The sequence below is a fragment of the Pigmentiphaga sp. CHJ604 genome (assembly GCF_036972535.1).
Lineage (GTDB): Bacteria > Pseudomonadota > Gammaproteobacteria > Burkholderiales > Burkholderiaceae_B > Pigmentiphaga > Pigmentiphaga daeguensis.
The window spans coordinates 4,052,466-4,075,788 of sequence record NZ_CP136998.1; the positions used below are offsets into that span (position 1 = coordinate 4,052,466).

A 23,323-nucleotide genomic window follows, 5' to 3' on the forward strand; every position below is an offset into this window, starting at 1 on the left:
CGCGGCTTAACCTTGTTGCTTGCTCTGTTGCATCAGTTGGGTGAACCGATCGAACAGGACGACGATGTCGTGGGGTCCCGGGCTGGCCTCGGGATGGCCTTGGAAGCAGAACGCCGGCCGGTCGGTCAGCTCGAAGCCCTGCAGCGAGCCGTCGAACAGCGACACGTGCGTGACGCGCGTATTGGCCGGCAGGGTCTCGGGGTCGACGGCGAAGCCGTGGTTCTGGCTGGTGATGAAGACCCGGCCGGTGGCGACGTCCTTGACCGGATGGTTGGCGCCGTGGTGGCCCAGCTTCATCTTCAGCGTCTTGGCGTTCAGCGCCAGGCCCATGATCTGGTGTCCCAGGCAGATGCCGAACACCGGGATCCGGCGCTCGAAGAAGGCGCGGGTGGCCTCGATGGCGTAGTCGCAGGGCTCGGGATCGCCAGGGCCGTTCGACAGGAACACGCCGTCGGGATTCAGGGCCAGCACCTCGGCCGCCGGGGTCTGCGCCGGCACCAGGGTGACGCGGCAGCCGCGGTCCACCAGCAGGCGCAGGATGTTCCACTTCACGCCGAAATCATAGGCGACGACGTGGAAGCGGCCATCGCCCTTGGGCGCGTGGCCGGCGCCCAGGCGCCAGATGCCTTCGGTCCACTCGGCGGCCTTGTCCACGGACACGACCTTGGCCAGGTCCAGGCCCGACATGCCGGGGAATTCGCGCGCCAGGCGCAGGGCTTCCTGTTCGTCGCTGCCGGCGTACACGCAGCCGTTCTGGGCGCCCTTGTCGCGCAGGATCCGGGTAAGCTTGCGGGTGTCGATGCCGGCGATGCCCACGACGTTCTGCTGGACGAGATAGTCGGACAGCGAACGCTGCGAGCGGAAATTCGACACGACCAGCGAGTAGTCGCGCACGACCAGGCCCGCCACGTGGACCTTGGCGGCCTCGCGGTCCTCGTCGTTGATGCCGGTATTGCCGATGTGGGGATAGGTGAGCGTTACGATCTGGCGGCTGTAGCTGGGATCGGTAACGATCTCCTGGTACCCTGTGATGGCGGTATTGAACACGACCTCGCCCACTGCATGGCCAGGCGCCCCGATGGACGTGCCACGAAAGATCGTGCCGTCGGCAAGCGCCAGTATTGCGGGGGTAGTCTCGGGAAAGAGAGACGGCAACAAGAGAGAATCTCCGAATGGAGTCCTCCTCCCGAGGGTACGCCAACAGGCGCCGCAAGGTGTCGGGCGGCACAACCCGGCTCAGCCATTCTTGCGCAGCTTCCTGCGCGGGCCTGGCGCGGTGCCAACTCGCCACTCGCCGCCGTCCTGCGGCACCGGAAACGGGCACGGGACGGCGAATCGCATGGCGGCACCAGGCCTTCGACGGCTACGGCTGCAACAGATGATCTGCAGCACGCGGTTGTACGAATCAGCAGCGGGGATCGGGGTACGCGCTAAGGGGAGGACGTGGAATTTGAACGTCAAACCTTACAATTATAGCTTATAGAACCTGTTATACGGAGGAACCGTGTCCAACCAGCTCGAAGCCCTGCGCCAGCATTCCGCCGTCGTCGCCGACACGGGCGACTTCGAAGCCATGCGGGCGTTCCGTCCCACCGACGCCACGACCAACCCTTCCCTGATCCTGAAGGCGGTGCAGAAGAGCGAATACCGGCCCCTGCTGGACCGGGTGGTGCGGGACCACGCGGGCGCTTCCACGGCCGAGCGGATGGACCGCCTGCTGGTGGCCTTCGGCCAGGCCATCCTGGACATCGTGCCGGGCCGGGTCTCCACCGAGGTGGATGCCCGCCTGTCCTTCGACACCCGCGCCACGGTCGAGCGCGCCCGCGCCATCATGGCGCTGTACGCCGCCGCGGGCATCCCCAGGGAACGGGTGCTGATCAAGATCGCCTCGACCTGGGAAGGCATCCAGGCCGCGCGCGTGCTGCAAAGCGAGGGGGTGCGCTGCAACATGACCCTGCTGTTCTCGCTGGAGCAGGCCATCGCCTGCGCCGAGGCCCGGGTGCAGTTGATCTCGCCCTTCGTCGGCCGCATCTACGACTGGCACAAGAAGAACCAGGGCGCGGCCTGGGACGAGGCGGCCAACGCCGGCAGCGCCGATCCGGGCGTGCAGTCGGTGGCACGTGTTTACCATTATTTTAAGTCCCACGACATTCCAACTGAGATCATGGGCGCCAGTTTCCGTAACATCGGACAAATCCTCGCGCTGGCAGGCTGCGATCTTCTGACTATCAGTCCAGAACTGCTCGCCACCTTGCAGGCGACAGAGGGAGACGCGCCACGGGAGCTCGCCCCAGGAAAGGAGTCCCCGCCGGACCGGATCGACATGGGCGAAGCCGCGTTCCGCTTCCGACTTAACGAAAATGCGATGGCGACCGAAAAACTGGCCGAAGGAATCCGGGTGTTCGTTGCCGATGCCAAGAAACTGGATCAATTGATCCTCGGGCAAAATACCCGCTAGCATTTCGCCCTTCAATCCAGGCAAGAACACCCAGGCACTGTGAATCCGAATCCTGATACATCTACGCTCTTTACCCTCCAGCAGCTCGCCGCCATGCTTCGCGCGCGGCAAAGGCAAATTCTTGCCATCACGCTGGGGTTCTTGCTGCTGGGTACAGCCGTCACTCTGCTGCTGCCAACGGTGTGGACAGCCTCATCCGACTTATATATCGACTATAAGGAAAATGATCCGATCAGCGGCCGCGGCCTGTCCGCGATGCTCGATGACAGTTATATGCAAACACAGATCGACATGATTCGCAGCCATGTCGTGGCGGAGGAAGTCATTCGAGCCCAGAGCCTGGGGGAAACTGCCCAATACCGGGAATTGGCGCAAAAACACGGAGAAGCCCGGGCCAAAGACCAGCTCGTCGAGCAGCTCGTGCGCAACACGCAGGTCGAGAAGGCACGAAACAGCCGTGTTCTTTCCGTGTCCTACGATGCCCCGAACGCCGAAGATGCGCAACGAATGACGAATGCCGTCGTACGCGCCTATATTGATGTCACCCTGCGTGTCGTCTCCTCATCGGCACGTTCCCTGCGTGAGCAATACAGTGCCCAGCTCGATGCCTTGCGCGCAGAAGCCGATGCGATTCAGGAGAAATTGACGCAGTATCGACAGCAGACAGGGTTGATCGGCGACACGGAAAACACCGATCGCGATGCTCAGTTGCTGGATCAGTTGACCAATACTTTGAGCATGATCCAGACTCGCCGCCTCGAAGCCCAGACGCGGTTCGCCTCGTTGCAAAGCTCCGTTCGTACTGGCACTCCCGTCGAGCAGCTTCCGATCACATCCCAGATCACCCCGCTGAACGATATGCGTAGCCGCCTGAACGAAATCGACCGACGCCTCAACGAACTCCGCCCGACGCTTGGAAATCGACATCCCACCCTGCTGGGACTGGAGGCCGAACGCGACGAACTTCAGCGACGGATCCAGACCGCCGCACGCCTGGCGTACCAAAGCACCGGCGCAGAGGCAGACCAATTGGCGGCGCAGGAGCGTGATCTGCAACGCCAGATCGAGCAACAGCGGGATAAGGTTCTTGAACAATTGCAGCACCGCGACCGCATTGCGTCGTATCAACGACAACAGGCCAGCGTCGAGCAGGTCTACCGTTCTGCCCTGCAGAAATACGACAGTCTATTGATGGCCAGCAACATTACCGCGCCGAACCTGGCGGTCCTCCGAGAAGCTACACTCCCCACTTCTCCGTCGCGTCCGCGGCTTGCCTCCAATCTCGTCGCCAGTATTCTCGCGGGCCTGTTCATCGCCCTGAGCTTCGCGTTCCTGCAGGAACTACGACACCGCAAGGTTCGTTGCCTGGACGACCTGCGCCGCTCCATTCCGGATCCGCTTTTGGGTCAGATCGGCAACCACCTGGGCAAGGAAAGCGCATGACCTCGGACATTTCGATGCCTCCGCTGTCCCTGGAGACCATGGGAGAACTCCTGGTCCGAACGGGCCGTTTGAGCGAAGACCAGGTCGAGCGCATCATCAGCCTGCAATCCACCGAGAACATTCGCTTTGGCGAAGCTGCCATCCAGTTGGGGTTTTTATCCGAACGCGAAGTACAGGAGATCCTGGCAAACCAGTTCAACTACGCTCACTCGCAAGCTGATGGATCCGCGCTCTTCGCAAACCTCGCGATCGCGCGTTCGCCTTATGGCAACGAAGCGGAGGCCATCAGGCAAATCCGGGCGAGGATCGCCTCGCAAATCCCTGCTGGCGTTTCCTCCTATGCGATCACCGTCGTGAGCCCTGGACCGGGCGAGGGTAAGAGCTACCTGGCTGCCAGCCTGGCAGTCGCCTTTTCCCAGGCAGGCAAGCGCACGCTGCTGGTCAACGGGAACCTGCGGGAATCGGGCCAGGCCGGATTGCTGGCCTCCCGGCACCGGACTCAGGCCGGTCTATCGACCATCCTGGCGGGCCGCTCACCCGCGGCTCTCAATGCGCCCTTGCCCGACTTCCCGGCCCTAACGGTACTCGATGCCGGCCCCCTCCCCCCCAATCCGGCCGAACTCCTGCTCGAGCCAGCGCTCAAACGCCTGCTGCAGTCTTTCTCTGACCAATTCGAACTTTTCATCATCGATTCGCCTGCCGCCGGCCAGTATTCCGACGCTCAGATCATCACGCGGCAGACTGACGGCTACGTATCTGTCGCTCGGCGCGACCTGACCTCGCTCGACGCCCTGCTCTCCATGAACAGCGAACTCGCACACACCGGCGCTCGCTCCTTGGGTTCGGTATACAACGCCTATCCCCACGCCCCGACTGATCAGCGCCGACGCTTGCCCCCGCGCCGCACGGCATCCTGAGGTTAACCGCTGTGCCCCGCAAGCGCCTTCTCCTCAGCTTGGCGACCTCCGTGATCGACCAGGCCTGGCTCAGTGCATTGAACCTCGCCCTCGGCCTCGTCCTGATCCGTTTGGCCACCAAGGAGGCCTATGGCATCTATGCTCAGCTCTACGTAGGCGCATTGTTTGTCGTATCAGTGAGCGACTCGCTCATCATCAACCCGCTAACGACCAGGCTCAACAACGGAGATTCCGCCAACCGCCTCCCCATGATCAGTGCATCGTCCGCATTGCAAGGCCGCTTGGCACTGGCACTGTCGACGCTGGCCGGGTTGGGAGCGCTGGCGATAGGGATCTCTCACCAGCAAACCGATGCGCTGGCGACTGGCGTGGCATTCGGCGCGTATGTCTACGTCAACGCCGTGCGGGAGTTCCGGCGCGGACTGCGATTCCTGGACCATCGGCCGGATCTGGTTCTGAAAACCGATCTGGTCTACGGCTTCGTCCTGGCCGCCCTCGTCGCGGCGCTCGTCCTTGCCGACTACGTCACCCTGCCCTCCGTCATGACAGCGCTCACGTTGGCGTGCATCGCGGCACAAGCAGGACGAAGCCGCCTGCCCTCGCCTCCCCAAGGCGAGGCCCTTCGCCTTCTCTTCCAGGACATCTGGAGACGCGGTCGCCTGGGATTGGCAGGAGCCCTGGCCTCCTGGGTCGTCAACTACAGCTATCTCTACGCGGCCGCCCTATGGCTGGGAGTCGTCGCCACGGCCGAACTGAACGCGTCGCGCCTCCTCCTGATGCCCATCATGCTGGGAGTCGTGGCCTGGCAACGCATTGCCTTGCCCTTATTTAGCCGGCAGCACGCAAACCACGACCACTCCGCCACGCGCAAGCTGGCCATGGGATCGATGCTGTCCATGCTGATCTCCATCGGCGGCTATGTCAGCCTACTGTCACTGGGGCTGCCCTGGCTGACAGCACATGTACTCGGCCCCCACTACGCTGGCCTCGAACACCTCGTCCTGGGCTGGGCTTGTTATTTTGCGGCATTCGCACTTCGCTCCATCTGCACGACACTGCTGATCAGTGCAGACAACTATCTACCCTTGCTGCAAACTTCGCTAGGAGGTTTGATCATCATGCTGGCTGCGCTTGCTGCGAGCTTGCCCAGCCTGGGTATGGTAGGAGCGATTTTTTCGGTAACGTTAGTGGAAATACTTGGCGCCGCCTATCTTGGAGCCGTTTATCTCGGACGGCATCGGCAGCACACAGGAGCATGACATCCATGGACATCAGCCTCTGTCTTTGCACATTCAGGCGCCCAGCTCTACTTGATACGCTGCTTGCCGACCTAGCCCAGCAGGACCGGCTCGGGCTGACCTGCGAACTCATCGTCGTCGACAACGATCCCCAACGATCCGCCGCCCCAGTTCTGGATGCCTGGCGCACCGCGTTTCCGTTTGAACTACGCCCGCTGCACGTTCCCGAACCCAACATCGCGCTGGCCCGCAATGCGGCCGTGCAAGCGGCGCTGGGGGAATTCATTGTCTTCATCGATGACGACGAGCAGCCTTCGGACACCTGGCTAGCGGAATTGATCCGCGCTCAACGCAGCTCCCAGGCAGATGTCGTAATCGGTCCGGTCGAGGGCCGGCTCCCTCCGGACGCCCCCGACTGGATGATACGGGGGGGTTTCTTCGCCGCGCCGTCGATGCCCACCGGTACGCGCCTGCGATACACCCAGGCCTATTCGGGCAATTGCTTGCTGCGCGCGGCGATGCTGGCGAAGCTCCAAGGCCCGTTCGATCCAGCCTTTGGCGTCACCGGCGGCTCGGACACCATGCTGTTCCGGGACGCGGAATTGGCGGGTGCGATGATCGTCTGGAGCGAAGAGGCTCGCGTTAGCGAAGAAGTTCCTCCCAATCGCGCCAACCTGCAATGGATCCTGCGCCGAGGTTATCGTGGCGGACAGAGCTTCATCCGTTCCGATCTTGCACGACGCCGGGGGCTGGACCGCGCTGGCAGGACCGTCTGGCTCGGCTTGCGCGCATCGACGCAGTTGCTAATCTCGGGCGTGCTGGCGGTGGCGTGCCTGCCGCTCTCCAGGGCGCGCGGCATCCGTTGGCTACGCACGGCATGCGCGCAACTGGGCAAATTGGGGGCGCTGGCCGGCCACAGATATCTCGAGTACGCGGTGTAAGGCCCGCCTGCCATGCTCGCCTCTCCTCCCCTCCGCGCCGCAGTCCCCCTGCCCTGGGACAAGGGGTTGATCGCCGCCTTCATCGTCGTCAGCCTGGCTTTTCCATTCATACGGACCATCGACTTCCTCGCCAATAACACCCTGGCCGATGCAAGTTTCTCCGAGGGTTCGATCTGGCTGCAGGCCGTATTCGGTCCGCTGTTCCTGCTGGCCGCGGTCCAGGTCTGGCTGCACAGCCGCTGGACATTCCGCGTACTGCGCACGGCCAATCCCTTCCTGCTTGCCGTGATCGCCTGGGCGGCATTGACAGTCTTGTGGTCTCCCTATCCGGAAGTCACGGTCAAGCGTTCGGTCCAGCAGATGGGACTGGTGCTGATCGGCCTCTCTCTGACCCTGCCGTTCGTAGCGCACGATTTTTTCGCGCGTATCCTTCACCGGGCTCTCCTCGCCTTATTGATCGTATCGTTCATCGTCGTGATGCTGTTTCCTTCGGTTGGAATCGATCAGCTGCGCGAAGGTGGCTGGCACGGCATCCTCTGGCACAAGAATACGCTGGGCGTCGTCGCCTGCTTCGCCACTGTGCTCGGCGTCTACCGCATTGCGCGAAAGGACGGAAGCCCACGACGCCTGTTCGTCCTTCTAATGTTTGCCCTGTTCATGCTCGTCATGTCTCGCAGTTCGACCGCGCTCCTGTCCGGCCTGCTTGGCAGCGGTTTCTTCTTGTTCCTGCGCAGGCCCTATCTCGGTGGCCGGTACGCATTACCCCAGATCCTGCTGGTTTTGGGAATGATGGCAGCACTGGTCCTGCTACTGGCATTCCTTGCCCTGGGCCGCCTGCCCGGCTGGGACGACTTTGCCGCCCCTCTGCTTGCTCTTCTCAACAAGAGCCCCGACCTGACAGGCCGGACCGAACTCTGGGTCCTCGTACAACAGGAGATCGCCCGCCATCCCATCCAGGGCATCGGATACGGCGCCTTCTGGTTGAATATCGGCAGCCCCTCGCAGTATGTCATCGATGCGTTGAACTGGATTCCGCTGCAATCCCACAACGGCTATATCGATCTCCTCAATGAACTGGGCTGGATCGGCGTCAGCCTGTTCGGCGCCATGCTGCTCTGGCATCTTGCCAGCCTGATCCAGCTCGGACGCCACGACCGCGATCTCGCCGCCTTACATGGTGCTTTTTTCCTGCTGATCCTAGTCTCGAACCTGTCAGAGTCGCAGTTCCTAAGCGGTGTCCTGTTCCAGAACTGCCTGCTCATTTACTCGTCGCTCTTGTTGTCCGCGCGCAATCGAATGCGCCGCGCGATGCCCGGTGCCCGGCAGGGACTACGCTGATGCATCTCCCTCGCTTCGCCCGATCGCTGCTCTATCTGGGGTTGTTCCTGGCGTGGGAGGTACGCGGCGCCGACGCGCCCCCGCCCGCCCTCTACCCCTTCACCATCGACGAGAACGCACTGAGCGGCCCTCCAGACCAGTCCGCACTCAATGCTCCACTGGATGCGCGCGCGCGCCTGTCCGCGCGCAACGGCCACTTTTATCGCGCCGGCGCGGACGGCCGCTGGGACACGGACGATGACGAGCGCGTCCGCCTGTTCGGCATCAACCTGAGTTTCGGCGCCAATTTCCCACGGGCAGAAGAAGCGCCCAAGCTGGCCCGGAGGCTGCGAAAACTCGGCTTCAATGCCGTGCGGCTCCACCACCTGGACACATCACCTGGCACGTCCACAGATGCGCCGGCGAGCCTGCTTACACCCGGTCCCTACCCTACGTTCAACGAAGCAGCGGTTGAGCGTCTGCGCAACTTCATTCGAGCTCTCGCCCAGGAAGGCATCTACGTCAACCTGAATCTGCGCGTGGGGTATCGCTTTCGCCACGACACGGACGCCGTGCCAGCCTATGCGGCGGACCGCATGCAACGCCCCATCGCCAGCCCGATCGTGGTCTATCATCCCCGAATGGTCGCGCTTCAGGAGCGATTCGCCGAAGAGGTCATCAGTAGACTAGGCCTACGCAACAGTCCATCGCTGGGTATGGTCGAGATCAACAACGAGTCGTCGCTGCTGGCGGCATGGCAACGCCACGAATGGCGAGACGCAGTGCCCGAAGCGTATCGCGATCTTCTGCTCGAGGCCTGGCGCAGTTGGGTCGTCCGACGCTACGGTTCAACGCAGGCTGCATGCTCGGCCTGGCGGGATTGCAGCAATATCGCCGAACCGGTCGAACTGCCTTCGCAAGCCAACGTACAACACGCATCTAGTGCTCTCGATGTCTTGCTCGAGAAAGCCGGCCGCCGTGCTCGTGCATTAATCAGCAATCCGGCACCCGCGTCCGCCGTCATGCCTCCCCCGCTACGCATACTCGATTTCGTTCAGTTCCTTGCCGAACAAGACCGCCAGTATCTGGACCGGATACGTCGGACCATACGCCGCAGCGCCGGCTTCGACGTACCGGTGACGGGCACCCAGATGGGCTATGGTGGTCAATTGAATCTGACTTCGCACGAAGGAATGGACTATCTGGACGACCACTTCTACGTGGATCATCCCCACTTCCTCCAGGGCAGCAGCAACATCCGCAACTGGCGAATCTGGAACGTATCGCTGACCGGCAAACACATGGACATGCTGCGCCTGTCGTCGTTCAGGCGTCAGGCCGGCAAGCCCTTCGTGGTAAGCGAGTTCAACCAACCTTTCCCCAGCGGCCCCGCGGGAGAAGTCGTTCCCCTGGTTGCCGCCTATGCCTCGCTCCAAGATTGGGACGGACTCTTCTTCTTCGATTATGGGGAGAACCCCAGCGGCAGTCTGGCCCCTTCCAATTTCGGACTAAGCGGCGATTGGGGCAAATATGTCAATGTCGGCCAAAGCGCGCGCCTGTTCCGGGAGAACCAGCTCCCCCCGCTCGCCGCATCCACGACCCTGCCCATGCCGGTAGCGATGCAGGCCCTTCTTACCGCACGCGGCGTGGCAACGGACGGCACCGACCCCACTGACGGTTACCTGGCCGGCCTGTACCACCTTTCCACCGTCGACATCTGGCAACGTCGAATCGCTGTCTCGCCGGGGCTGGCCTCTCCCCTGACAACCGCGCCGAAGCAGGCCTCTCCGCCCACCGCGGACTACGACCCCAGGCGCAAGGTGCTGACGCTTCGCGCACCTAGCCTAATGGGTTTCTATGGACCGACGGATGCTCCAGGCAACCAGGCCGACGGCCTGCGAGTCGTCCACGCGCCCCCAGCGCCTTCCTTTGCCGCTGCCGTCACACTCAGTACCCTTGATAACGAGCCGGTCGCCACCTCCCGTCGATGGTTGTTGACCCTGGGCACCGCCACCGTTGGAACCCAGCCGGGCTCCATACCGGCCCGCCCCAAAGAACAGATTCGCCACCCCAGCGGCTCGGACTCCTGGACGCTGGAACCCGACCCACAACAACCTGGCTCCGTATCGGGATCACGCAATGCTCAGCCGCCAGCGTGGCTCGCAGCCCATCGGATGCAAGTCAGTTGGCCATCGAATGCCAGCTGGATCGAGGTCTTCCCGCTGGACGGCGAAGGCCGGCGCTATTCGACGCTGCCACCTGCGCGTATACGCGTCGAAGGCGGGCGAGCCATCGTCGATCTGCAACACACTGCCGTTGAAACGGCGCCCTGGTACGAAATCGTCGCTACCCCATAGCTGCGCCAACCTTTTCCCGGCAGTGCTTCCATGACCGCTCCCCTTTCTCTCTTGCTGTTCCTGCTGACGATCCTCCTTGTTCTTCCTGTCGCCTACCTGGCGCTGCTGACGCTCTGCTCGGCACGATTGCGGAGACCTCAACCAATGCACAGGAATCTGCGCTTCGATGTGTTCGTCCCAGCCCACAACGAAGCCAAGGTCATCGCACGAACAATCGCCAGTCTGCGCCAACTAGACTGGCCCAATTATCGCATCATTGTGATTGCTGATAATTGCAGCGACGATACCGCCGCAGTCGCGCGTCGGGCCGGCTCTGAAGTCATCGAACGCCAGGACATCACCCGCCGCGGAAAGGGCTACGCGCTCGCATTCGGCTTCGCCCAGATGCCACTCGGCGGGGCAGACGCGGCGGTCGTCGTCGATGCCGACACAGTCGTCTCTCCCAATCTGCTCGCGGCCTTCGCCGCCCGTATCGAAACGGGCGCACAAGCCCTGCAAGCCAACTATGGCGTTCTGAACCCTGATGACTCTTGGCGCACCCGCATCGTGACCATCGCCTATGGTGCGTTCCACGCCGTGCGTTCCCGCAGCCGGGAGCGGCTTGGTCTGTCTTGCGGACTACGTGGAAACGGCATCTGCCTGACACGCGCATTGCTGGATGACCATCCCTTCAACGTGTATTCGATGGCAGAAGATCTCGAATATGGAGTACGGCTGGGCTTGGCCGGCATCCGCGTGCACTATGTGGACGAAGCCAGCGCCGATGCGGAACTTGTCAGTGCCGAGCGCAGCGCACGCTCGCAGCGCCAGCGATGGGAAAGTGGACGCTTTGCGGTGGCGAAGCGGTACGCCGGTCCATTGCTGAAACGCGCCATCGACCGCCGGGATCCCGGCGCGCTCGAACTGGCCCTGGATCTCCTCACGCCCCCCATCGGATATCTCGGGGCAGGAACCGTGATCTTGGCCGTTCTGGGCTGTGCAGGCCTCGCCCTGGGCCTTTCCCCGAATTGGCTGCTCGTGGCCGCCCTGTTTGGCGCGGTCCTTGCCACGCATGTCCTGAGAGGATGGCAACTGTGCCCACTGGGCTGGCGCGCACTGCTGTCCCTAGCCTATGCGCCCCTTTTCATCACCTGGAAAATTGTCACCTTGATTCGGCAGCGCGGCAACCGGGACTGGATCCGAACCGACCGAGACCAGCAATGAAGTCGGTCCAAATCCGCGTTAGCCGAGCAGCATGCCGCGCAACCGTGTCCCCGCTCTCTCCACGTACCGCCACGACAAATGAGCCGCTATCCAAGACCCCGTAGCCATGACGGCCATCCGGACCCAAAGCGGGCTGCCTGCCATCCAGGCATCGACCATCACAAAAACCAGCCAATGATACAAATACAACGAATAGCTGATACGGCCGATATACGTCATCGTCCCGGACGATAGAAAACGGGTCAGCATTCCGCGGCCAAACACGAGATACGCGAACATGCAGGCCAGCGCTATTCCCTGAACCGAATATCGAATAACCTCGCGAAAGAAAACATCTCGATAGATCAGGGTGAACAACAGCAGGCCGAAGCCCACGAGGAAAGGCACGGGCTTGGCCAATCGATCGATCAGACCGGGACGGGCGTGGGCCAGTAAGGCAAAGGCAGCTCCGTAGAGAATGGAATCCACCCGGGTATCGGTTCCCATGTACAACCGCCGCGATACCAGGATATCGGACCCGTTGAGGGCGACAAGCGCAAAACGCCATAGCAGCACCGCCCCGATCAGCGCGAGGATGCAGCGCACCAGCCACGCGCCGCGAGGGGCCAGCATCACGAACAGCCAGGGAAAGACAAGGTAGTAGTGCTCCTCCACCGCCAGCGACCAGGTGATCGAGAATGGCGAAATCAGGATTCCGTCCATGAAATAGCCGCCGATGGTCCAGTAATTGCTGAAATAAAACAAGGCGGCGGCAAGATCGAGCAACGGGACTCGGCCATCGACGCACGCAAGGACCACGCTGCCTGCCAGCACGAAGACACTCAACGCGGGCATCAGCCTCAGGAATCGACGAGTGTAGAACGCGCGAATGTCCAACCTCCCCGTTTCGCCATACTCTCGCAGCATGAGGCGAGTGATGATGTAGCCGCTGATGAAAAAGAAGACTGTGACCCCGAGCCCCCCTGGAACCAGATGCCCCAACCAGGCGTGAGACAGCCAGACTAACAATATCGAACCTGCCCTCAGGCCATCCAGGGCGGGAATGTAATGCGACGAGGGAGACATGGGATCCTGGTAAGAAACACCAAAAGGAAAAGGCGTCCAGCAACGCCAGCGCAAGTTTACCGCCCTGAGGATGCAACGCAGACAGAATGCCGAATATCGAAGAAAATCGCGTACCATCCAGCAGATCAATACAGACCGGAAAATTACGATGTGCGGCATATTGGGAGGCTGGTGGCAACGTCCGCCCGCGAAGCTGGACGATATCCTGGGTCAAGCGGTCCGTTCCCTGCACCACCGAGGCCCCAATGACTGCGGTCTGAATCTGGATACCATCGCAGACGGCCGACTCGCGCTGGGCCATACCCGGTTGTCCATCCTCGACCTCTCGCCGGCGGGGCATCAGCCTCGCATCTCCGGCAATGGCCGATACGTACTGTCTTTCAACGGCGAAATCTACAACTACCGGGAACTGCGCGAGGAATTGGCGCAGCGCGGCCACACCTTCTCCACCGATACCGATACCGAGGTTCTGCTGACGGCCTGGGAAGCCTGGGGGGTAGCGGCGCTGCCGCGGCTCACAGGCATGTTCGCTTTCGCGGTGTTCGATCGCGAAGCCTCGCTGCTGACCCTTGCAGTCGACCCGTTCGCCATCAAACCGCTTTTCTGGCGCCATGATCCCGAACGCCTGCTCTTCGCCTCGGAACAACGCACCTTGCGCGTTCTGGCCGACGAGTCTGCCCGCCTCGACTGGCAAAGCGCCAGCGACTATCTGGTCCACGGCGTGTACGATGACGCTGATACGACCTTCATCGCCGGCGCGAAGAGGCTGCCCCCGGGCCACCTGCTGCAATGGCGGCCGGGCACCGGCCAGGCCCCTTCCGTCTCTGCCTGGTGGTCCCCCCCCCTCGCGCCTTCCTCCACGCTGTCATTCGACGATGCGGTCGACTGTGTCCGCGAGGCATTCCTCGACAATATCCGCCTGCATCTTCGCAGTGATGTCCCGGTCGGCGCGGCGCTGTCGGGTGGTATCGACTCGTCTGCGATCGTATGTGGGATGCGTTTCATCGAACCCGATCTGCCCATACACACCGTAGGCTTCGTCGCCAGCAATTCGCCGAAATCCGAAGCGCGCTGGATGGAGTACGTCAATAAACACGTCGGCGCCAACGTACATACGGTTTCCCCCAACCCCCAGGATCTGTCAAGGGATCTGGATGACCTGATTCGAACCCAAGGCGAACCGTTCGGCAGCACCAGCATCTATGCCCAGTACCGCGTCTTTCGCACCGCCCGGGAGCACGGCCTGACCGTCATGCTCGAAGGACAGGGGGCCGACGAGCTTCTGGCGGGATACCAGGGATATCCCGCTTACCGGATGATGAGCCTGCTGGAGACGGGCAGATTCGGGGGCGCGTTGGATTTCTTCCGGCGCTGGAAAAACTGGCCGGGCCGCGATGGCATGCACCTGCTCCGGCACACCGCGTCGCTTTGGATGGGCGACCGCACCTACCATGCGCTGCGTGCACGCATCGGCAAGACGATTTCACCATCCTGGCTGCGCAACCCCTTGCTCGATGAGGCGGGCATTCGATCCGACTACCCTCGAATCGTCCCCGGCTCCGCCCCACCGGGCCGCAGGGTGATTCAGCAATTGGGCACCGAAATCTCCCGCCGCGGCCTGCCCGCGCTGCTACGGCAGGGAGACCGTAATGCCATGCGGTTCTCGATCGAGAACCGCGTGCCCTTCCTAACACGCGACTTCGCGGAATTGCTACTGTCCTTGCCCGAAAACTACCTTGTTTCGCCGCAAGGCGAGACTAAGCACGTACTGCGGATCGCCTTGCGGGGCATCGTGCCCGAGGCAGTCCTGGCCCGCCGGGACAAGATTGGCTTCGAAACGCCCGAACAGAACTGGCTGCGCGACATCTTGCCACAGGTCAGGACATGGATAGGCGAGGCAGACCGGATTCCCTTCTTCAACACACCGGCGCTGCAGGCCGATCTCGAATCGATCATGAGCGGCAAGACCCCGTTCAGTTGGCAGGTGTGGCGCTGGATCAACTTCATCCGCTGGTTCCTAATCGAAGACATCCGCGCCTGACCGGCTCGCCGCCACGGCATCAAGCAGTGGCCTGCCGCAATCCCTCATCCAGCGGCGTCCACTGAACGCCCAGCCCGTGCGTGGCTTTTGAAACGTCGAGGCGGATGTCCTGGCCCCACAGTCGCAACAGCGAGGGGGGGATCGGCGGGGGCACGCCTTCTCGCCTACCCAGACGGGCGGACACGATCTCCAGCACCTTCAAGGGAGGCGCCAGCAGGCGAGTCTCGATGCGCATGCGCCACTCCGGAATGCGTGGCACTGGCACCGCTCCGAGCCGCTCGCCGAATGCGATGAAATAGTCATTCCACCTGGGCGCACCAGGCATCGCCAGATTGAATACGCTTGAAGACACGTTGCTCGGTCGCCGCAGCGCGGCCTCGATAGCGGCCGTCACATCATCAATGAAGACCAGATTGCTATAACCGTCTCCCATCGCCCCCAGATCCCCCAGGCGGCGTGCCATCAGAAGGCGCCCAACCCGCTCAGTCCATTGCGGGCTTCCCGGCCCGAAGATGCAGCCGGGACGCAGCACAACGGCGTCACTCACACGAGCCAGCGTTTTCTCGGCGGTCACTTTCGCCTGCCCATATTCTCCCGTGCCGGACAGGGGCCATGCCTCGTCGACCAAGCCGACCGCATCGCCATACACCGCCATGGAGCTGAGAAATACTAACCGGGGAGCAGCCGGAGCCGCCATTAACGCGCGGGCCAGAGCCTCGGCATGTGCCGTCATCACGCCCGCAGAACCCGCCACGCAGCTCACCACGGCGCTTGCATCACGCAGGGCAGCAGTAAGCGCAGTGACATCGGTCGCCTCGCACTGAACCGTGGGGACATCGCCAAAGTCAACGGCCCGGCGTACCCCCGCCACTGGCTGCGCCCAGCCAGAGCGCGCTAGCCTTGTCACCAGCGACCGGCCTACATAGCCCGTGGCACCAAGGATCAGGATGCGAGATTTCATTTCATGCCTCCTTCTTAGCTGGAACTTCCGCCGTCTTCCCCGCACAATCGACCGTGACGGTCCGCAGATGCCGTGCCAGGCGAAGGGCCAAGGCGACGATCGTCAAGGTGGGATTGGCCTGGCTGGAGGTGGGAAAAACCGCGGAACCGGCCACATAAAGATTATCCACTTCATGAACGCGGCAATCGGAATCGACCACGCTGGTGCGTGGGTCCCGCCCCATTCGGACGGTTCCGATGTGGTGCCCCCCATAAGCGCCATAACGCAGCATCTCCCGCTCGACCTCGCTCGGCTCGAAATGGAAGGAGCCGACCCCCGAAGTCCGGATATCGTCGGCGAGGGCAGTCAGGGACGCCTGCACCGTATGGACATCCTGCGACGAATATCGCCAGTCCACATGCAGACGCCGCAATCCCAAAGAATCCCGCTCCGAGCCCAGCACCACCCGGCTTTCCGGATTAGGCTCCTGCTCCGCGTGAAAGTCCAGGCTGTAGCGCGGCCGCCGGGGGTGGATGATGACCGAGGGGAATTTGCGAGCAGCCAACGTCCGTTCCCTGAGCCAATGCCAAAGAAAAACCACGATGCCTCCTGCGTCAGCGACGACATTGCGCAGATGCGCGATGGCGCTTCGCAACTGGATCGGTTCGCCGCCATGCAGGCGCTTGCCGTACTCGTAGGGAATCATGAACCGAAACAGGTATAGCAACGACAGAATGCCCGTGCGATGCGCAGGGTCCGTCATCCTGGGATGGTGCAGCCGCGCTACGAAATTGCCGGACCGCAGGGCCTTCTGCACCGGCTCCCGCAAGGCGAACCGACGCCGGCAATAGACGCCATCAGGCGAAAGCTCGTAGCCGTGGTTGACGGTCACGTCCTCGCGGAAACTCAGGGTGCCGATCGTGCCAGCCAGGTGACACATGTAGTAGCGCCCAACCACATCATGCCTGTTGCCGAGTCCCCGGCCACTGGCCCCGGGGCTGTTCAGGAGCAGTCGTACCGCCTCCAGCCCCCCCACAGCCATGACAAAGCGCCGAGCGTGCACCTGAAAGCTTTTGCCGAGCAGCGTCCTGACCTCCAGGCTCTCGAGACTCCGGCCGACCGCGTCCAGTGTCATGGTGGTGACATTCGCATGGCACATCACGCGCACGTTCCGGCCGGACGCAAGCCGCGCTCGGTAACGTTGGCCGAAGTCCGTTGGACAACTGAAACGCTCCAGCGTATTCGTGGTGAACGCTCTCCCCTCGAAACCGGAAATCATCGGACGCCCTCCATCGGGGAACGCTTCGCCGGCTGTATAGGCAAACCGGCCGGCCTCGCACAGCGCGTTCGCCTCTGGATAGAACGGAGCCAGTTCGGCAAGGCCGATCGGCCAGCCACTGAAGGCTTCGTAGTCCCGCACATCGAAATCGATGGGGTCGAAAGGCATGCAGCGTCCCCCCCAAATGGTGGTCGAACCACCCAGCCTGCGCTGTCGATACCGATCTAGCGGGCTATGCATCGCCGGATCCTCGACCGTCCCCGCATAGAGCGACTGCGTTTCTCGCTCGTCCTCCAGTCCCCCAGACTCAAGCACCAATACATCCACTCCGCTATCCAGCAGGGACAACGCGATCGCGATCCCGGCTGCTCCGGCTCCGACCACACATATATCGGCCGTGACGCGTGCGCCATTCGCTACATCGTTGGCGTCGAGAATCATGAGTGACGTCCGTAAGGTTGAAATCGACAGGCTAGCGGCAGAGCAGCGTATCCAGGAAACGGGGAGGGTCGCACTCTTCACGAATATGAAGACGGGCAGCCTGCTTCGAACCGTTGCCAAGATCGAAGGTGACGCCCGCTCGGATCACCGTGCTGCCGTAGCCGGGATATCCTGCGCCGGTGACATGTTCGCGCCAGCCATCCAACGTCAGAAGAATATTGCGATGTACCCTCCACTCCAGGCGAGGCCCAAACCTCCAGCTCATGGTCTCGCTGACACCACCAGCCGCGGTTCGGTAATTCCGCTGCCGCTCGCGCACGACGTTCAGCGACAACCAGGTTTTTTCGCTCGCGCTCCAGCGCAAGGTAAGCCGGCCCCCGGTCAAGGTCGAATATAGGATGGCCGGATCTTCCTCATTGCCGAACGGCTGATGCCAAAGGTGGGCGAGGAATGCCGTCTTGACCGAGTAGTCCCAATGGGCACGAAGATCGGCAGTGATAAAATCAATGCTTCGATCTGCCAATGTGGCATAGCGACGCTGGCGCCACCCTGCATAGGCTTCCAGCGCGGTCTTTGGACTGTATTGCCACATGCCGTTCACAAAATACTCCGTGTCGGTGTAAGCGCGGTCCAATTGCTGTATCTGCAAAGGAGTCCTATCCGGATAGCTGCTGCGGACCCGCGATATTCCTACCGTCACGTAGGAATCATCTCTCCCCATGTACACTCCGCTGATCTGTACCTTGCTGTCGTCGCGGTTGTACAACTGCTGGTTGAACGTAAACTCGTTGCGGGTAGACGCCTGGGAAAGGCTGACGACGGGCAAGATCAACGACTCCGTTATCCGCAGCCCCGCGTCGGCGCTAAATGCCCGTTGCTTGAGGAGATCGCGCTCTGGCCAACTGGTAGCCATATAACGGTTGAGCCGAACGCGATCAGAGGCCGACACGCTGCCCTGAAACAGGTCGCCGGCACGCCATTGCAGCGTCGCCTTGAACGAGTGCGGACGGTAGTCGAGTCGACTCTGATCACGGTAATCGACATTGCCGAACGCCGCCGAGGCCAGCAATCTCGTACGTTCGGATGCCAGCGGAATGATCGCGGCGGCCCGCACTTCGTCGGCTACGGCAAGATCGCTGCGCCGCTGATCACCAGCCGTATCCGGCAAACGATAGGGATTGCTGATCTGCTGGATCATGCGGGAAATCTGTACCGAATATTCGATGCCCTCGGGGAAAACCGGCGAACCCGCGCCGATACCGTACCGGGCCGACGGTGCCTGGACAGTCTCGGCCCGTGCCCCTTCACCCTCACCAGCCGACCCGGAGCGCACCGCCTGCCGCGGTGCCGCCGCGCCCACAGTCTTGGCGATGACCCCGTCGATCATCGAATCGACACCGGTTTGAGCCCTCACGGCCGGCGGCACGGCAAGCAGCAGGGCAACCGCCGTCAAATGTGTCGCCGGTTGCCAGAAAAGGGGACGCTGGTGCGCACGCACTCCCGCTCCGGCTAGAAGAAGCGCTCGTCGACGTAAATGACGTCGCCGGGAGAGACCGGATCGTCAAGGTTGACGCGGTGCTTGCGTTGCTCGCCCGTCTGCGGATCCGGGCGGCTGACGCTAATACGGCGCTCGGAAGCCCGCTGGGTCAGGCCACCGGCCAGCGATAACGCACGCATCACATTGAGCTCGGGCTCCATCGGATAGGCTCCGGCACGCGTGACCTCCCCGTATATATAGAAAACCTTGGCCTGCGACACATACACGACGTCGCCGGCCCGAAGCTCTAGGTCTTCGATAGGGCGGCTAGGGAGATACCTGTTACCTATTGTTCGCTCCAGGCGGCGCTGACCTCCCGGCGCCTGGAGGTCCTTGCGCAGAACGACAGCCACGTCATCCGCCCCATCCTTCAGACCGCCAGCCTGGGCAACCAACTCCAACAGCGTCAGGCTCCCCTCGATGGGGTAGCGCCCCGGTTTCGAGACGTACCCAAGAATCGAAGCCATACGGCTGCGCACACGAATGACCTCGATAGCCACTTGCGGGTCATTCAGGTAACCACGCTGCCGCAAGCTGTCGGCGATTCGCTTCGCGATAGCCGACGGAGCTTCCCCGCCCACGGCCATCTCGCCCAGAAACGGCACCACGATACGGCCCTGAACGTCGATCGTAACCTGGGCCGCCAACTCTGGCTGCCCATAGACGGTGAGATAAAGCGTGTCGCCCGGCCCCACCGAAGCAATGGCCCCACCTTCGACCGCTGAGGGAATAATGGATGCTGGCGCTAAACGGCCGGGATGCGGCAACTCATCGGCAGCCGATGCTGCCTGGAGAGCCATGAAAGCCAAAATCACCCCGCATATCCATGCCAGGCGCTTAAGTATTTGCCTCAAAACGACTCCATTGAAGTAGCGAATGTGCCGCTAAAATCATCAAAATGATTATACGAGGAGGGGCTCGAGATGGAGCGTAGATGCCACATTCTCGCAGAATCAGGCGACAAACCAACAGCAAACAATACCAAGCGATGAACTTACGGGAAATTTTTTGTAGCATCCTACCCGACTGACCGGCGACGGCCCCGTAGCCATCGATATCGGTAAATCTGCGGCACCTTCAAGTCAATTTCCTCTCGACATGCCTACACACCCTGCCCAGCCCGATATCGTCCGGAAGCGGCTTTTCGACCTGGACATCATCGCGGCGTCGTTTTCCGAGGCCGTGGCGATCCTGACCGACGCCGTCGCCAGCCGGCGCGGACCGGCGGGCATCGTGTCGACTCCCAACGTCGATCACGTGGTGCGCCTGGACAAGCAACCCGATCTCCAGCCCATCTACCGCCAGGCCGACTACCTGTTCGCCGACGGCATGCCCATCGTCTGGGCCAGCCGACTGCTGGGCCGGCCGCTGCCCGAGCGCGTGACGGGCTCGGACCTGTTCGTGGCGCTCTGCCGGCAGGCGGTCGCCCATGGCTGGAAGATCGCGATACTGGGCGGCATGCCGGGGGACGGTCCCATGCTGGAAAGCCGGTTCGCGGCCACCTACCCCGGCATCGACGTCACGGTGATGACGCCGTCGATGCGGTTCGACCCGCTGGGCGACGAAGGCCGCGAAGCCGCGGACCGTATCCGCGCCCTGGCGCCCGACCTCGTCTTCGTCTGCCTGGGCATGCCCAAGCAGGAAATCTGGGCCGGCCGCTATGCCGCCACCCTGCCTCACGGACTGGTGCTGTGCGTGGGCGCCGCCATGGAGTTCGCCATCGGCCTGCAGCGGCGCGCGCCCCGGTTGGTCCAGCGGATGGGCATGGAATGGCTTTGGCGGCTGCTCAGCAATCCCGGACGGCTGTGGCGACGCTATCTGAAGGAAGACCCCCGGTTCTTCGCCATCTGCTGGCGGGAATATCGCTCCGGCGTTCGCGGACGCTGACAGGAAACCCCCATGGCCACCAGCCGCCTTCCCTCCCACCAGCGCATGTTCTACAGCATGGCCGCCATCGGAGCAGCCGCGATCGCGCTGCTCTGCCATGCCGCCACCAGCCTCTATTTCGGGCGCCAGCCCTCGAACGAGGACGGGGCGCTGCTGCTCGTCATCGCGATAGCCACCGGCATCGCCTACTACCGCTTCGAGCAACTGCTCAGTACCCGCACCATGGCCTTCATGCTGTGGCGCGCCATCCTGACCTGGTCGCAGGTGGTCATGGTGACGCTGCTCGCCTTCATCCTGCTGCCCATCGAGCACCGCAACCTGGGCCGGGAAATCCTGCAGGCCTGGGCCTTCCTGACCCCGGTGGCGCTGCTGCCGGGCCTGGCGCTGATGCGGCTCAGCGCGCAGCACCTCTACGGCGCGAGCCAGTACGTGCGCCGCGCCATCTTCATCATGCCCGGCTTCCAGGCCCAGACCCTGGCGATCCGGCTGCGCCGCTCGCCGGCCATGGGCATCCTGGTGGATGGATACTTCGACGACACAGAGCGGCCCGAGCCGCTGGAGTCGCTTCCCTACCTGGGCGACCTGCCCCAGGCCGTCGAACACCTGAAGGAACAGAAATCCAACGTCGCCTTCATCAGCATGACGCTGATGAAGACCCCGTACGCGCAGCCCATCCTGAACCAGTTGGGCGACTCGACGTCGGCCATCTATCTGGTCCCGGAATCTCCCGCGCTGGGCGACTTCGAGGTCAGCGTCAGCAACATGGCCGGCGTGCCGCTGCTGCGCCTGCACGACACGCAGATCCTGGGCATCGCGCGCGGCATCAAGCGCAGCATGGACCTGCTGTTCGCCAGCCTGATGCTGCTCGCGGCGGGCATCCCCATGCTGGCGATCGCGGCCCTCGTGCGGCTGAGTTCACCCGGCCCCGTGCTGTTCCGCCAGACGCGCTACGGCCTGGCCGGCGAGCCGATCCAGGTCATGAAGTTCCGATCCATGTACACCCACCAGCCCGACCCGGGCAAGATCCGCCAGGCCACGCGCGGCGATCCCCGCATCACTCCCGTGGGGAGGATCCTGCGCCGCACGTCGCTGGACGAGCTGCCCCAGTTGTTCAACGTCTTCAACGGCAGCATGAGCCTGGTCGGTCCGCGGCCGCACGCCGCGGAACACAACGAGTTCTACCGGCAGCAGATACGCGGCTACATGCTGCGCCACACCGTCAAGCCGGGCATTACCGGCTGGGCGCAGGTCAACGGCCTGCGCGGCGAGACCGACACGCTGGACAAGATGATGAAGCGGGTGGAGTACGATCGCTACTACATCCAGCACTGGTCGCCCTGGCTGGACATCCGTATTCTTTTCATGACCTTGCGCCTGGTCGTCCATGACAGCAAGGCCTACTGACGACAGCCTCCATGCCCGATACCCCCGCCACCCAGCGACTGATGGAAGTCGAGATCAAGCTCGCCTTCATGGAAGACCTGGTGGAGCAGTTGAACGAACTCGTCTTCCGGCAGCAGCAGCAGATCGATGCGCTGGCGCGCGAGCTGGCCAGGGTCCGGGAACAGAGCGCGCAGGGGCCGGCCGCGCCGGCCTCGCTGCGCGACGAAATCCCTCCGCACTACTGAAAGGAACGGAAAAGCGCGCCTATGGCGCGCGGCGGTCCATCAGGGCCCAGGCAATGGTGCCGGCATCGACGTATTCCAGCTCGCTGCCGGCGGGCACCCCGCGCGCCAGCCGGGTCACGCCCAGCCCTTGCGCGCGCAGCAGCTCGGCAAGATAGTGGGCGGTGGTCTCGCCTTCGGTCGTGAAATTGGTGGCCAGGATGACCTCCTTGACCTGGCCGTCGGCGGCGCGCTCGAGCAGGCGGTCGAAGCCGATCTCGTGCGGCCCCACGCCCTCGAGCGGGGACAGCCTGCCCATCAGGACGAAATACAGCCCGTTGTAGCTGTGGCTGGCCTCGATCATGTTCTGGTCGGCCGGCGTCTCGACCACGCACAACAGGCTGGCATCGCGGCGGGGACTGGCGCAGGTCTCGCAGATCTCGGATTCGGTGAAGGTATTGCAGCGCGCGCAATGGCGCAGCCGGTCGACGGCGTCGCCCAGGGCCTGGCCCAGCATGCGGGCGCCGTGCGGGTCGTGCTGCAGCAGGTGGTAGGCCATGCGCTGCGCCGACTTGGCGCCCACTCCCGGCAGGCGCTTGAGGGCATCGACCAGCACCGACAGCGGCGCCGGCCCGACGAATCGATCGCCTGCCAT

General features: G+C 62.8%; 19 protein-coding genes. 12 read left to right on the forward strand and 7 right to left on the reverse strand.

Annotation, left to right across the window (positions count from 1 at the left end; genetic code table 11):
• Positions 1-6 precede the first annotated feature (6 nt).
• Positions 7-1,158 (reverse strand): glutamine-hydrolyzing carbamoyl-phosphate synthase small subunit, encoded by a 1,152-nt coding sequence (gene carA, locus R4823_RS19540; protein ID WP_087839719.1) that lies wholly within the window; start codon positions 1,156-1,158, stop codon positions 7-9.
• A 346-nt stretch (positions 1,159-1,504) separates the two neighbouring features.
• Here carA and tal point away from each other — a divergent pair, with 346 nt between their 5' ends.
• The 8 genes from tal to R4823_RS19580 are packed head-to-tail and all read left to right on the forward strand — an operon-like array spanning position 1,505 to position 11,874.
• Positions 1,505-2,458: a transaldolase gene (gene tal, locus R4823_RS19545; protein ID WP_338615850.1), complete on the forward strand. Its 954-nt coding sequence runs from the start codon at positions 1,505-1,507 to the stop codon at positions 2,456-2,458.
• Positions 2,459-2,497: 39 nt separating this feature from the next.
• Complete coding sequence (locus R4823_RS19550; RefSeq protein ID WP_338615851.1) at positions 2,498-3,901, forward strand: GumC family protein; 1,404 nt, start codon at positions 2,498-2,500, stop codon at positions 3,899-3,901.
• Complete coding sequence (locus R4823_RS19555) at positions 3,898-4,818, forward strand: polysaccharide biosynthesis tyrosine autokinase (RefSeq protein ID WP_338615852.1); 921 nt, start codon at positions 3,898-3,900, stop codon at positions 4,816-4,818. The genes R4823_RS19550 and R4823_RS19555 overlap by 4 nt, the downstream gene beginning before the upstream one ends.
• A gap of 50 nt (positions 4,819-4,868) precedes the next feature.
• A complete protein-coding gene (locus R4823_RS19560; RefSeq protein ID WP_338615853.1) occupies positions 4,869-6,077 on the forward strand; it encodes a hypothetical protein in 1,209 nt (402 codons plus the stop codon).
• Positions 6,078-6,082: 5 nt separating this feature from the next.
• Positions 6,083-6,997, forward strand: coding sequence for a glycosyltransferase family 2 protein (locus R4823_RS19565; RefSeq protein ID WP_338615855.1), 915 nt, complete (start codon positions 6,083-6,085; stop codon positions 6,995-6,997).
• 12 nt (positions 6,998-7,009) lie between these two features.
• On the forward strand, positions 7,010-8,335 hold the full coding sequence (locus tag R4823_RS19570) for an O-antigen ligase family protein (protein WP_338615857.1): 1,326 nt from the start codon (positions 7,010-7,012) through the stop codon (positions 8,333-8,335).
• Positions 8,335-10,671, forward strand: coding sequence for a capsular biosynthesis protein (locus R4823_RS19575; protein WP_338615858.1), 2,337 nt, complete (start codon positions 8,335-8,337; stop codon positions 10,669-10,671). The genes R4823_RS19570 and R4823_RS19575 overlap by 1 nt, the downstream gene beginning before the upstream one ends.
• A gap of 30 nt (positions 10,672-10,701) precedes the next feature.
• Positions 10,702-11,874 (forward strand): glycosyltransferase, encoded by a 1,173-nt coding sequence (locus tag R4823_RS19580; RefSeq protein ID WP_338615860.1) that lies wholly within the window; start codon positions 10,702-10,704, stop codon positions 11,872-11,874.
• A gap of 18 nt (positions 11,875-11,892) precedes the next feature.
• On the opposite strand, the gene R4823_RS19585 is transcribed toward R4823_RS19580, so the two are convergent.
• Entirely contained in the window at positions 11,893-12,939 is a 1,047-nt protein-coding gene (locus R4823_RS19585; protein WP_338615862.1) for an acyltransferase, read from the reverse strand.
• 70 nt (positions 12,940-13,009) lie between these two features.
• Between R4823_RS19585 and asnB the strand changes: the two genes are divergently transcribed.
• On the forward strand, positions 13,010-14,980 hold the full coding sequence (asnB, locus tag R4823_RS19590; protein ID WP_338615864.1) for an asparagine synthase (glutamine-hydrolyzing): 1,971 nt from the start codon (positions 13,010-13,012) through the stop codon (positions 14,978-14,980).
• 19 nt (positions 14,981-14,999) lie between these two features.
• Here asnB and R4823_RS19595 read toward each other — a convergent pair whose 3' ends face one another.
• The 4 genes from R4823_RS19595 to R4823_RS19610 are packed head-to-tail and all read right to left on the reverse strand — an operon-like array spanning position 15,000 to position 19,992.
• Positions 15,000-15,941, reverse strand: a complete 942-nt coding sequence (locus tag R4823_RS19595; RefSeq protein WP_338615865.1) for an NAD-dependent epimerase/dehydratase family protein — start codon at positions 15,939-15,941, stop codon at positions 15,000-15,002.
• Position 15,942: 1 nt separating this feature from the next.
• Entirely contained in the window at positions 15,943-17,640 is a 1,698-nt protein-coding gene (locus R4823_RS19600) for a GMC family oxidoreductase (RefSeq protein WP_338615866.1), read from the reverse strand.
• A gap of 31 nt (positions 17,641-17,671) precedes the next feature.
• Positions 17,672-19,138, reverse strand: a complete 1,467-nt coding sequence (locus R4823_RS19605) for a hypothetical protein (protein ID WP_338615867.1) — start codon at positions 19,136-19,138, stop codon at positions 17,672-17,674.
• Between the two features lie 11 nt (positions 19,139-19,149).
• Positions 19,150-19,992, reverse strand: coding sequence for an SLBB domain-containing protein (locus R4823_RS19610; protein ID WP_338615869.1), 843 nt, complete (start codon positions 19,990-19,992; stop codon positions 19,150-19,152).
• Positions 19,993-20,275: 283 nt separating this feature from the next.
• Here R4823_RS19610 and R4823_RS19615 point away from each other — a divergent pair, with 283 nt between their 5' ends.
• From R4823_RS19615 to R4823_RS19625, 3 genes are read left to right on the forward strand one after another with little or no spacing between them, the layout of a single operon-like run.
• The gene (locus tag R4823_RS19615) at positions 20,276-21,064 is read left to right on the forward strand and encodes a WecB/TagA/CpsF family glycosyltransferase (RefSeq protein WP_338615871.1); all 789 of its coding nucleotides are present in this window, start codon (positions 20,276-20,278) and stop codon (positions 21,062-21,064) included.
• 12 nt (positions 21,065-21,076) lie between these two features.
• Positions 21,077-22,468, forward strand: a complete 1,392-nt coding sequence (locus R4823_RS19620) for an undecaprenyl-phosphate glucose phosphotransferase (protein WP_338615872.1) — start codon at positions 21,077-21,079, stop codon at positions 22,466-22,468.
• 11 nt (positions 22,469-22,479) lie between these two features.
• On the forward strand, positions 22,480-22,692 hold the full coding sequence (locus tag R4823_RS19625) for a SlyX family protein (RefSeq protein WP_087839735.1): 213 nt from the start codon (positions 22,480-22,482) through the stop codon (positions 22,690-22,692).
• Positions 22,693-22,711: 19 nt separating this feature from the next.
• Here the strand turns inward: R4823_RS19625 and recR are convergent, their stop codons facing one another.
• Entirely contained in the window at positions 22,712-23,323 is a 612-nt protein-coding gene (gene recR, locus R4823_RS19630; RefSeq protein ID WP_087839736.1) for a recombination mediator RecR, read from the reverse strand.